Origin of the sequence: Microbacterium sp. CnD16-F, assembly GCF_024124465.1 — a bacterium.
Classification (GTDB): domain Bacteria; phylum Actinomycetota; class Actinomycetes; order Actinomycetales; family Microbacteriaceae; genus Microbacterium; species Microbacterium gawkjiense.
Window position 1 is genome coordinate 58,761 of record NZ_JAMXSA010000010.1, and the last position, 11,198, is coordinate 69,958.

Genomic DNA, 11,198 nt, shown 5'->3' on the forward strand with positions numbered 1-11,198 from the left:
GCGCCCTCGATCGCGTCGTAGCTCGTTTCGCGGGCGCGCCACAGCCCGTCGACGCCGTTGTGCGCGACGTCGACGGCGAACCCCTCGGCCTCGAGCCCGCGGCGCACGCCGTCCGCCGGGCGCACCTCGTGTCGACCACCAGAACACGCATGCGTCCGGTGTGGCGTGCGCACGCTGAAGCACGGCTGAAGCCGCCCCGTCCCGTCCCCCACCGGCCCTTCCCCAGTCGCAACACGCCGCCGGGCTCCGCACTTCGCGACAGGCGAGCGTCCCCGTCGCTGCCGCCGGCCTTCCCCTGTCGCAACATGCCGCCGCGCTCCGCACTTCGCGACAGGCGAGTGCGGATGGCGGCGGATGCCGGGGCGAGGCCGGTTTGTCCCGAGGGAACGGCGAATCGCGGCATCCGTTGTCGGGGTCATGCAGAACCGCTCATGCGTCGGGGTCTAGCGTGGGAGGGTGACCCCCTCGTTCGAGGCTCCGGCCGAAGCATCCGACGTCGTCCGCGTCCTCGCCGCCGACGGTTCGTACGACCCCTCCGACGCGGCTGAGCGCTACCTGCCGCTGATCGACGCCCTCACCGACACCGAGCTCGAGACGTTCTACCGCGACATGGTCGTGGTGCGCGCCTTCGACCGGCAGGCGACCAACCTGCAGCGTCAGGGCCAGCTCGCGCTGTGGCCGCCGTCCCTCGGGCAGGAGGCCGCGCAGGTCGGCTCGGCGAGGGCGACGCGCGCGCACGACCACGTCTTCCCGTCCTACCGCGAGCACGTCGTCGTCACGACGCGCGGCGTCGACCCGATCGACATCATCCGGTTGATGCGCGGGCTCACCCACGGCGGCTGGAACCCGGCCGAGCACCAGAACACGCACATCTACACGCTCGTCCTCGGCGCGCAGACCCTGCACGCGGCGGGACTCGGCATGGGCCTCGTCTTCGACGGCCGCACCGGCACGGGCGACCCCGAGAAGGACGAGGCGGTCATCGTCTACTACGGCGACGGCGCCTCGAGCCAGGGCGATGTCCACGAGGCGATGGTGTTCGCCGCGTCCTACCGGACGCCGCAGGTCTTCTTCCTGCAGAACAACCACTGGGCGATCTCGGTCCCCGTCTCGACGCAGTCGCGCGTCCCGCTCGCCCGCCGCGGCGACGGCTACGGCATCCCCGCCGTCCGCGTCGACGGCAACGACGTCCTCGCGAGCTACGCGGTCAGCAAGGTCGCCCTCGACGAGGCGCGCGCCGGCGGTGGCCCCCGCGCGATCGAGGCGCTGACCTACCGCATGGGCGCGCACACGACCAGCGACGACCCGACCAAGTACCGCACGAGCGACGAGGAGCAGTCGTGGCTGCGCCGCGACCCGATCGCACGCATGCGGGCCTTCCTGCAGAACCGGGGCGCCTCGGCATCCTTCTTCGACGAGGTGGATGCCGCAGCCGCCGCCTACGCCGACGACGTGCGCGTGCGCACCAACGCCCTGGGCGACATCCCCACCGGCGTCATGTTCGACCACGTCTACGGCGACGCCCACCCGCTCGTGCACGAGCAGCAGCGCTGGCTGGCCGAGTACGAGGCATCCTTCGAGGAGGGGAACGCGTGAGCGACATCCAGACCCTGCCGTTCGCGAAGGCGCTCAACGCCGGCCTTCGCGCGGCGATGACCGCGGACGACCACGTCCTGCTCATGGGCGAGGACATCGGGCCGCTCGGCGGCGTCTTCCGCGTGACCGAGGGCCTGCACGCCGAGTTCGGGTCGCAGCGCGTGCTCGACACGCCGCTCGCGGAGTCCGGCATCGTCGGCACGGCGATCGGCCTGGCGATGGCGGGGTTCCGTCCCGTCATCGAGATCCAGTTCGACGGGTTCGTCTTCCCCGCGTTCGACCAGATCACGTCGCAGCTCGCGAAGCTCGCGAACCGTCACGAGGGGCACGCGCACTTCCCCCTCGTCATCCGCATCCCCTACGGCGGGCACATCGGCGCCGTCGAGCACCACCAGGAGAGCCCCGAGGCGTACTTCGCGCACACCCCGGGTCTGCGGGTCGTGTCGCCGTCGACGCCGAACGACGCGTACTGGATGATCCAGGACGCGATCGCCTCGCCCGACCCGGTCATCTTCCTCGAGCCGAAGGCGAAGTACTGGATGAAGGGCGAGGTGGATGTCGCGGAGCGGGCGCTCCCGCTGCACGCCTCCCGCGTCGTCCGCCGCGGCACCGACGTCACGCTCGTCGGTCACGGCGCGATGGTGACGACCCTGCTGCAGGCGGCCGCGCTCGCCGAGGGTGAGGGCACCTCGTGCGAGGTCATCGACGTGCGCTCGCTGTCGCCGATCGACTACGAGCCGATCCTCGAGTCGGTGCGCCGCACGGGGCGCATGGTCTACGCACAGGAGGCCCCAGGCAACGTCTCGGTGGGCTCCGAGGTGGCGGCGACCGTCATGGAGAAGGCGTTCTACGCGCTCGAGGCCCCCGTGCTCCGGGTCTCGGGCTTCGACGTCCCGTTCCCGCCCGCGAAGCTCGAGGGGCAGTACCTCCCCGACGCGGACCGCATCCTCGAGGCCGTCGACCGCGCCCTCGCCTACTGACCCCTCCGACGATGCCTCCCTACCCGCGACCCCCACACATCCGCGAGACTGCACGTGTGCATCGAGACTGCGGTTTCAGCCCGCGGTCTCGGCGCGCGTCTGCAGTCTCGCGGGGATGGAGATGACATGAGCACGCAGACCTTCCACCTCCCGGACGTCGGCGAAGGCCTCACCGAGGCCGAGATCGTGCAGTGGCGCGTCGCGCCGGGCGACACGGTCGACGTGAACGACGTCCTCGTCGAGATCGAGACGGCGAAGTCGCTCGTCGAGCTGCCGTCGCCGTTCAGCGGCACGGTGGGCGACATCCTCGCCGCCGAGGGCGAGACGGTCGAGGTCGGCGCCGCGATCATCACGATCGCCGGGGGCGAGGGACAGCCGGATGCCGACATCGGCCGCTCCGAGCACGGCGAGAAGCCCGCCGAGGAGCCCGGTGGCTCGGTGCTCGTCGGCTACGGCACCGGGGGCGAGGTGAAGTCGCGCCGCCGCAAGCCGGCCGACAAGCCGGTGACGAAGGCGGTCGGCGTCGTCGCGAAGCCGCCGATCCGCAAGCTCGCCCGCGATCTGGGTGTCGACCTGTCGGACGTGACGCCGAGCGGCGCCGCCGGCGAGGTGACCCGCGAGGACGTCGTCCGTCACGCCGAGCAGGCGTCGGTGTTCCGCAACATCGCGACGCCGGAGCTGCCCGAGGAGCGCGAGCTGTCGATCCCCGTCGCGGCACCCGCGGCATCCGTCCCCGCCCCGTCGGCGCCACCGGCGGACGCCCGTGAAGAGGCGATCACCGTCAAGGGCGTGCGCAAGGCGACCGCCAACGCGATGACCTCGAGCGCGTACACCGCGCCGCACGTGTCGGTCTGGACCGACGTCGATGCGACCCGCACGATGGAGCTCGTCAAGCGGCTGAAGGCCTCGCCGGACTTCGCCGACGTGAAGATCTCGCCGCTGCTGATCTTCTCGCGCGCGGTCATCTGGGCGCTGCGCCGCACGCCGATGATCAACGCCGCGTGGGTCGAGACCGAGAACGGCGCCGAGATCCGCGTGCGCCACTACGTGAACCTCGGCATCGCGGCGGCGACGCCGCGCGGCCTGCTCGTCCCCAACATCAAGGACGCGCAGGACCTCAACATGCGCGGCCTCGCGAGGGCGCTCGAGAAGCTCACGGTGACGGCGCGCGACGGCAAGACGACGCCGGCCGATCAGCAGGGCGGCACGTTCACGATCACGAACATCGGTGTCTTCGGGATGGATGCCGGGACCCCGATCATCAATCCGGGGGAGTCCGGCATCATCGCCATGGGCACGATCCGTCAGAAGCCGTGGGTCGTCGACGGCGAGGTGCGTCCGCGGTTCGTGACGACGGTGTCGGGCTCGTTCGACCACCGCGTCATCGACGGCGACGGCATCAGCCGGTTCATCGCCGACGTCGCCTCGGTGCTCGAGGAGCCGGCGCTCCTGCTCGACTGATGGGCGACGTCCACACCGACGGACGTGCTCGTCAACCTGTCGGGCCTGGCGTACGTGTCGCTCACCCGCCGGTGACCGGAGCCGGTCGGTCGGTCGAGCCGCCCGCCCTGCCGTGGAACCATCCGCCGAGGGCGTCCGCCGACTCGCGGGTCGTCGCATCGTCGTCGGCGGTCCGGAGGGCGTCGACCGCGCCGTCCGATCCGTCACCGGGCGCCGTCGGCTCGTAGCCCATGGACCACGCCGCGTACTTGCGCTCGGTCGTCTGCTCCTCGAGCAGCACACGGACGTCGCTGTGGCGGGGATCGCGCCCGATGCGCTCGAGGAGTGCGCGGACGGCGGCATCCGGTCCTTCGAGGATCTGGACGAAGTCGAGGTCGCGGTAGACCAGCATCCCCGTGATGCCGTCGCGGGAGTTGTTCACGCGGCTCTGGCTCAGGAGGTCGACGAGGTCGTCGTGATCGAAGGGCTCGGCCGCACGGCTCGCATAGACGATGAAGGTCAGCTGCTCGGTCATGCTCGAACTCTCCAGAGTGGTGGCGCGCCGGAGGATGCGGGTGCCCCCGGTCCGATGACAGTAACAGGCGGCGAAACCCGGCTCGGAGCTCTTGCGCAAGCCCGTGGTCATGCGCCAAGAAGGGTGATGTCGAGGACACGGACTGGCGCTTCTCGCTGATGAACTGGGGTGACGACCCCCTCGAGTAGGAGCCGGGGAAGCAGCTCGTCGAGTTGAGAACGATTATCAACACCGCGTAGACTCGCGGCATGACCTCTCGTGTGCCCGCACTGCTCGCCCTCTCCGTCGGATCGGTCCTCGTGCTCGCGGGCTGCGCCACCGCGACGAGCCCTGCAGCGGGCGGCGACGGCGATCGGCTGAAGGTCGTCGCGTCGACGAACGTCTACGGTTCGTTGGCCCAGGCCATCGGCGGCGACGATGTCGAGGTCACCTCGATCGTCAATTCGCTCTCGCAGGACCCGCACTCGTACGAGGCCTCGGCGCGGGACCAGCTCACCGTGTCGCAGGCCGACCTCGTCATCGAGAACGGCGGCGGCTACGACGCGTTCGTCGACGCGCTGATCGACGCGAGCGGCACCACCGCCCCCGTCATCACCGCCGTCGAGTACTCGCACGACTACCCCGGCAACGAGGGGCACTCCGACGGCGCGCACGCCGAAGGCGACTCCCACGCCGAGGAGGACCACGCCGAGGGCGACGACCACGCGGGCCACGACCACATCGAAGGCTTCAACGAGCACGTCTGGTACGACCCGCACACGATGGAGCACGTCGTCGAGGACATCGCCCACGAACTGGGTGACCTGGATGCCGCCAAGGCCGACACCTTCGAGGCGAACGCGAAGAAGCTCATCGACGGCGTCGCCGGCCTCGAGACCTCTCTCGAGAAGATCAAGGCCGACCACGCGGGCGAGAAGATCTTCGCGACCGAGCCGGTCCCGCTGTACCTCACGGCCGCGGCCGGGCTCGAGAACGCGACCCCCGAGGCGTTCAGCGAAGCCGTCGAAGAGGGCCAGGACGTCCCGCCCGCGACCATGCTCGAGGCGACGAAGATCCTCGGCTCGGGCGAGGTCCGCACCGTCATCGTCAACGCCCAGACCGGCGGCGCGGAGACGAGCGAGGTGGAGGGCCTCGGGACGAAGGCCGACATCCCGGTGCTGAAGTTCACCGAGCTCCTGCCCGACGGGCTGACCTACCTCGAGTGGATGCAGCAGAACATCGACGAGCTGGCCGGTAGCCTGACTCGGTGACCCGCCCCGACGACATCCCCCTCCGCATCCGGGGCGCCGCGCTCCGCCGCGGCGGGCGGGAGCTCTGGAGCGGCCTCGATCTCGACGTGCAGCCGGGCGAGCTGATCGCCGTGCTCGGCCCCAGCGGCTCGGGCAAGACGACTCTGCTCCGCGCGATCCTCGGCCTCGAGGACCTGAGCGAGGGCACGGTCGAGGTGGGCGGCAAGCGCGTCCACCGCGCCGGCAACCGGGGCATCGGGTACCTGCCGCAGACCCGGCCGTTGCCGCGCGACACGGCGCTGCGCGGGCGCGACCTCGTCGCGCTCGGGGTCAACGGGCACCGCTTCGGTCCGCCGATCCCGCGCCGCAAGGACCGCGAGCGGGTCGACCAACTGATCGCCGCCGTCGGCGCGACGGAGTTCGCCGACCGGCCCGTCGGCATCCTCTCCGGCGGCGAACAGCAGCGCCTTCGGGTCGGGCAGTCCCTCGCCGACGACCCGCGGCTGCTCCTGTGCGACGAACCTCTGACGAGCCTCGACCTCGCCAACCAGCAGGCCGTCGTCGGGCTCATCGACCGGCACCGCCGCAGCGGGGCCGCGGTCCTGCTCGTCACCCACGACATCAACCCGCTGCTCGGCAAGGTCGACCGCATCCTCTACATCGCGAACGGCCGCTTCACGCTCGGGAAGCCGAAGGACGTCCTCACCTCGCCGGTGCTCACCGACCTCTACGGCGCGCCCGTCTTCGTGCTGCGCGCCGGCGACCGTCTGGTCGTGGTCGGCGCGCCCGACGCCGAGGCATCCCACCACCATCACGAGGACCACGCATGAACTGGGACGACATCGCGAACGCCATGTTCGGCGGCGTGCCGGTCTACGGCGAGATCCTCGCGCTCGTGCAGAACTCGGTGTGGGCCGGGGCGATCCTCGGCCTCGTCGGCGGCCTCATCGGGGTGTTCGTACTGCAGCGCGACATGGCGTTCGCCGTGCACGGCATCAGCGAGCTGTCGTTCGCGGGGGCGGCCGCCGCGCTGCTGATCGGAGCCGACGTCGTCACCGGGTCGATCGTCGGGTCGATGGTCGCCGCCGCCCTCATCGGGTGGCTCGGTGCGCGCGCCCGCGACCGTAACTCGATCATCGGGGTGCTCATGCCGTTCGGTCTGGGCCTCGGCATCCTCTTCCTCGCCCTCTACAACGGGCGAAGCGCCAACCGGTTCAGCCTGCTGACCGGGCAGATCGTCTCGGTGCAGTCCGACCAGCTCACGTGGCTGATCGTCATCTCCGCCGTCGTGCTCGTCGCGCTGCTGCTCATCTGGCGGCCGCTGCGCTTCGACTCGCTCGACCCGCAGTCGGCGGCCGCCCGCGGCGTCCCGACGGGGCTGATCTCGCTCGCCTTCATGCTGCTGCTCGGTCTCGCCGTCGCTGTCGCCGTGCACATCATCGGCGCGCTGCTCGTCCTCGCCCTGCTCGTGACGCCCGCCGCGGCCGCCGCCCGCATCGCGCACGGTCCCGTCGCCGTGCCGCTGCTGGCCGCCCTCTTCGGCGTGGTCTCGGCGGTCGGCGGCATCCTGCTCGCCGTCGCGGGCACCCTCCCCGTCAGCCCCTACATCACGACGATCTCGTTCGTCATCTACCTCGTCTGCCGCGTCGTCGGCGATCGTCGGGGGCGGGTGCAGCGGACGGATGCCGCCCACGGCGCCCAGGCCGTCGCCAGCACGCGGGCGTAGAATCCGGCCATGGCCCAGCGCAACACCTGGCAGCGCGAGCGCGTGCGTTCGGCGCTGTCCGACGCCCCCGGATTCGTGAGCGCCCAGGACCTGCACGCCGCCCTGCGCGACGAGAACACCGGCATCGGGCTCGCGACCGTCTACCGCGCCCTGGCCACCCTCGCCGCGAGCGGCGAAGCCGACCAGCTGCAGTCGCCCGACGGCGAGGCGATCTACCGCGCGTGCGCCAGCACGGGACACCACCACCACCTCATCTGCCGTGTCTGCGGCACCGCCGTCGAGATCCAGGCCGACGAGGTCGAGACGTGGGCAAAGCGCATCGCCGCGGCGAACGGGTTCACCGACGCCGAGCACGTCGTCGACATCTTCGGCACGTGCGCGGACTGCGCCCGCACAGCGGCATCCGGGGCCCGTGCGGACTGAGGTCCGCCCTGCGGAGCCGCGTTCGACGTCGACCTCCCCCGCGGGGTCGGCCGGTCGCGGCGCGCTCTGGCTGGGGGTCGGGTTCCTCGCCGTCCTGGCGCTGATCGGGGTCGCGCTGTGGAGCCCGTCACCCGAGCTCCCGACCCGCGCGCAGGACGGGCTGACGCTCGCACTCAGCGTGCTCATCGAGTCGCTGCCGTTCGTCGTGCTCGGCGTGATCCTCTCGATCGTCGTGCAGGTGTGGGTGCCGCCGGGCGTCATCGAACGGTGGATGCCGCGCAACCCCTGGGGCCGTCGCGCCGTCCTCTCCCTGCTCGGCATGCTGATCCCGGTGTGCGAGTGCGGCAACGTGCCCTTCGCGCGCGGGCTCATGATGCGCGGCTTCTCGGTCGCCGAGACGCTGACCTTCCTGGTCGCGGCGCCGATCGTCAACCCGATCGTGATCATCACGACCCACCAGGCATTCGGGTTCGATGACGGCATCCTGGTCGCCCGCCTGCTCGGCGGCTACCTCATCGCGAACGTCATCGGGTGGCTGTACAGCCGGCATCCCGATCAGGACGCCCTCGTCACCGACCGCTTCCGCGACGCGTGCCTCGCCGAGCAGGGCGTGACGGGCGACCGGGGGCGGCGCAGCCTCGCCCAGTTCGTCGTCGAGCTGCGCGCGGTCATGCCGGCGCTCATCATCGGGTCGGCGGTCGCCGGAGCCGTGCAGGTCGTCGTGCCGCGCGACGTGCTGCTGTCGATCGGATCGAACCCCGCGCTGTCGATCGCGGCGATGATCCTGCTCGCGATGATCGTGTCGATCTGCTCGAACGTCGACTCGTTCTTCGCGCTGTCATTCGCCTCGACGTTCACCCCGGGCGCGATCGTCGCGTTCCTGCTCGTCGGGCCCCTCGTCGACGTCAAGATGCTCGCCCTCCTGCGCACGACCTTCCGCACCCGCGTCCTCGGTGTGCTGGTGGTCGCCGTCGTCCTCGCGGCCGCCGCGATCGGAGGGGTGGTGAACCTCCTTGCGTGACACGGTCTGGTTCCGGATGCTGGGCGTCGGCGCCGTGGCATCCGTCGCCGCCCTGACGATCGCCCTCGCGGTCACCGGTCGGCTCGGGCTCTACATCAACCCCGAGTCGTCGTGGTTCGCCGTGTCGATGGCGGTGCTCGTGCTGGTGGGCGTCGTGCTCAGCTTCCTGCTGCCGCTCGGCGCTACCGAGGATCACGGCCACGACCACGGCGACGAACCGGCGCACGCAGCCGTGCATCGGATTCGGAGATCGTCCGCGGATTCGGACCAGAGCCCCGCCACGCATCCGAATCCGGTGCACATATCCGAATCCGAGACGGATGCCGGGGCCCCACACCCCTCGCACGGCGACCACGACCACGGCGACGAACCGGCGCACGACCACGACCAGCACGCCCCGCGCTCGCCCCGCCGGCTCGCGGGCACCGTGGCGACCGCCGCGGGCGGGGTGATCGTGCTCGGCGTCGTCGCCGTCGCCGCCGGGGTCGTGACGACGCTGCAGGGGCCGCGGGTGACCTCGGTGCAGTCCGATGCGACCGCCGCGGTCTCGTCGGCGGGGTCGCGGTTCATCTTCGAGACGACGCAGTCGCTGCAGGAGGTGGATGCCGCCCAGGTCACCGTCACGCCGGCGGCATCCTTCTCCGTCGACACCTCGGGGCGCAGCGTCGGCATCCGCTTCACCGACCCGCTGTGGGACGAGACGACCTACACGATCCGGATCGACGGGCTCGCGGGTGTCGGCGGCGGACCGACCTCGACGATCGAGGAGTCGTTCACGACCCCGAAGCTGCACGCCTTCGTCCTGCAGCGCAGCGAGGGCGGCGACAAGATCTACCGCGTCGACCTCGTCGGCGACGCGACCCCGGTGATCGAGGCCGACCACATCGAGGACTTCCGCTCGACCGCGGGGCACCTCGTCGTCTCGACCCTCGAGGACGGCGCCTCGCACCTCGTCGTCACGCGCGCCGACGGGTCGCATCCGCAGGAGCTGACCCTGCCCGGCACCGGGATCGTCACCAACCTGCAGAGCGCCGAGCGCGGCAACACGATCGGGTACACGTACACGGATGCCGACCTCTCGGCATCCGGCGGACGCGAGAGTCTGCTCTTCACGGGGTCGACGGCCGACCCGACCGCGAAGCCCGCCGATATCGCGGTGTCGGGCGCCGACCCGCGCGTCGAGGACTGGCGGTTCGTGCCCGGCACCGACAGCATCCTCATGCTCACCTTCGACGGCGCGCTCAGCCTCGTCTCGCCCTCCGGCGGGGCGCCCGTCGAGCTCGGCAACGCGATCGGCATCGACGACCTCGCCGGAACGACCGCCTTCATCGAGCGCGTCGACGGCCCCGCGGTGGTGGACCTGACCACCGCGGACGAGAAGCCGTTGCCGCCGACGCCCGCCGACCTCGGCCAGACCGGGTCGGTGACCGCGCTCGCCGACGGCTCCACCCTCCGCGCCCTCACCCCCTTCGACGGCATGACGCCGCTCGCGACGACGATCACACGAGTGGATGCCGACGGTGCCGCCACTCCCGTCGCCGAGGTCGCGCCGACCGACGCGCTGCTGCAGACGTGCGTGTCGCCGAGCGGCCGGTACGCCGCCCTCGTCGTCGCGCCCGACATCGTCACCGACACGTACGACGGGTACCTGCTGCCGCTGCCCACGAAGCTCGAGACCCGGATCCACACGCTCGACGGCACGCAGGTCGTGGCGCTGCGCGGATTCGACATCTCCTGGTGTCGCAAGGCCCCGGCGCTGTGAGCGCCCTCGTCCCCGCGACGCGTGAGGCCCTGGCGGGTCTCCCGGCCGACGTCGCGCCGACGCTGCTCGGCGGGGAGCTGCGGGTGACGACGGCGAGCGGTCTCGTCGCGCTGCGGATCACCGAGGTCGAGGCGTACCACGGGCGCGGCACCGGCGCGCTCGCCGACCCGGGGTCGCACGCCCGCATGGGGCCGACCGCCCGCAACGCGACGATGTGGGGCGAACCCGGCCACCTGTACGTGTACCTGAGCCACGGCATCCATTCGTGCGTCAACGTCGTGTGCGGCCCCGAGGGTGTCGCCGGCGGAATCCTGCTGCGCGCGGGCGAGGTCGTCGAGGGGCAGGATGCCGCGCACGCCCGTCGACCCGCCGCGCGCCTCGCGCGCGACTTGGCCCGCGGACCGGGCAGGCTCGGCGATGCGGTGGGGCTGCGGCATCCGATCCACGACGGCATCGACGCCGTCACCGGCGCGGAGCAGGCCGGCG

11 protein-coding genes and 1 pseudogene are annotated in these 11,198 nt (G+C 71.5%); 10 read left to right on the top strand and 2 right to left on the bottom strand.

Annotated features, from left to right (window positions below):
- Positions 1-8: 8 nt before the first annotated feature.
- Positions 9-151: pseudogene (locus tag NH287_RS04825) on the bottom strand (response regulator transcription factor); the annotation flags it as partial.
- Positions 152-456: 305 nt separating this feature from the next.
- Between NH287_RS04825 and NH287_RS04830 the strand changes: the two are divergent.
- From NH287_RS04830 to NH287_RS04840, 3 genes are all read left to right on the top strand, one after another.
- On the top strand, positions 457-1,596 hold the full coding sequence (locus NH287_RS04830) for a thiamine pyrophosphate-dependent dehydrogenase E1 component subunit alpha (protein ID WP_253034691.1): 1,140 nt from the start codon (positions 457-459) through the stop codon (positions 1,594-1,596).
- A gap of 56 nt (positions 1,597-1,652) precedes the next feature.
- On the top strand, positions 1,653-2,576 hold the full coding sequence (locus NH287_RS04835; RefSeq protein ID WP_253034703.1) for an alpha-ketoacid dehydrogenase subunit beta: 924 nt from the start codon (positions 1,653-1,655) through the stop codon (positions 2,574-2,576).
- Between the two features lie 126 nt (positions 2,577-2,702).
- Positions 2,703-4,037: a dihydrolipoamide acetyltransferase family protein gene (locus tag NH287_RS04840; protein ID WP_253034692.1), complete on the top strand. Its 1,335-nt coding sequence runs from the start codon at positions 2,703-2,705 to the stop codon at positions 4,035-4,037.
- Positions 4,038-4,098: 61 nt separating this feature from the next.
- Here the strand turns inward: NH287_RS04840 and NH287_RS04845 are convergent, their stop codons facing one another.
- A complete protein-coding gene (locus tag NH287_RS04845) occupies positions 4,099-4,551 on the bottom strand; it encodes a BLUF domain-containing protein (RefSeq protein WP_253034693.1) in 453 nt (150 codons plus the stop codon).
- A gap of 248 nt (positions 4,552-4,799) precedes the next feature.
- Here NH287_RS04845 and NH287_RS04850 point away from each other — a divergent pair, with 248 nt between their 5' ends.
- The 7 genes from NH287_RS04850 to NH287_RS04880 all read left to right on the top strand — a co-directional run.
- Entirely contained in the window at positions 4,800-5,801 is a 1,002-nt protein-coding gene (locus NH287_RS04850; protein WP_253034694.1) for a metal ABC transporter solute-binding protein, Zn/Mn family, read from the top strand.
- Complete coding sequence (locus NH287_RS04855) at positions 5,798-6,610, top strand: metal ABC transporter ATP-binding protein (RefSeq protein ID WP_253034695.1); 813 nt, start codon at positions 5,798-5,800, stop codon at positions 6,608-6,610. The genes NH287_RS04850 and NH287_RS04855 overlap by 4 nt, the downstream gene beginning before the upstream one ends.
- Positions 6,607-7,506, top strand: coding sequence for a metal ABC transporter permease (locus NH287_RS04860; protein ID WP_253034696.1), 900 nt, complete (start codon positions 6,607-6,609; stop codon positions 7,504-7,506). Before NH287_RS04855 ends, NH287_RS04860 begins: the two co-directional genes overlap by 4 nt.
- Before the next feature lie 9 nt (positions 7,507-7,515).
- On the top strand, positions 7,516-7,929 hold the full coding sequence (locus NH287_RS04865) for a Fur family transcriptional regulator (protein ID WP_253034697.1): 414 nt from the start codon (positions 7,516-7,518) through the stop codon (positions 7,927-7,929).
- Positions 7,919-8,950 carry a permease gene (locus NH287_RS04870; protein WP_253034698.1) on the top strand — a complete coding sequence of 344 codons (1,032 nt, stop codon included), beginning with the start codon at positions 7,919-7,921 and terminating at the stop codon, positions 8,948-8,950. The genes NH287_RS04865 and NH287_RS04870 overlap by 11 nt, the downstream gene beginning before the upstream one ends.
- Positions 8,943-10,712, top strand: coding sequence for a hypothetical protein (locus NH287_RS04875; RefSeq protein ID WP_253034699.1), 1,770 nt, complete (start codon positions 8,943-8,945; stop codon positions 10,710-10,712). Before NH287_RS04870 ends, NH287_RS04875 begins: the two co-directional genes overlap by 8 nt.
- On the top strand, positions 10,709-11,198 hold a 490-nt coding region (locus tag NH287_RS04880; protein WP_253034700.1), incomplete at its 3' end, for a DNA-3-methyladenine glycosylase. The genes NH287_RS04875 and NH287_RS04880, both read left to right, overlap by 4 nt.

Excerpts from the sequence above, each read along its gene's own strand:
- NH287_RS04840 (WP_253034692.1), top strand. The coding sequence starts at position 2,703 with ATGAGCACGCAGACCTTCCACCTCCCGGACGTCGGCGAAGGCCTCACC.
- NH287_RS04850 (WP_253034694.1), top strand. The coding sequence starts at position 4,800 with ATGACCTCTCGTGTGCCCGCACTGCTCGCCCTCTCCGTCGGATCGGTC.
- NH287_RS04865 (WP_253034697.1), top strand. The coding sequence starts at position 7,516 with ATGGCCCAGCGCAACACCTGGCAGCGCGAGCGCGTGCGTTCGGCGCTG.
- NH287_RS04835 (WP_253034703.1), top strand. The coding sequence starts at position 1,653 with ATGACCGCGGACGACCACGTCCTGCTCATGGGCGAGGACATCGGGCCG.
- NH287_RS04845 (WP_253034693.1), bottom strand. The coding sequence starts at position 4,551 with ATGACCGAGCAGCTGACCTTCATCGTCTATGCGAGCCGTGCGGCCGAG.
- NH287_RS04860 (WP_253034696.1), top strand. The coding sequence starts at position 6,607 with ATGAACTGGGACGACATCGCGAACGCCATGTTCGGCGGCGTGCCGGTC.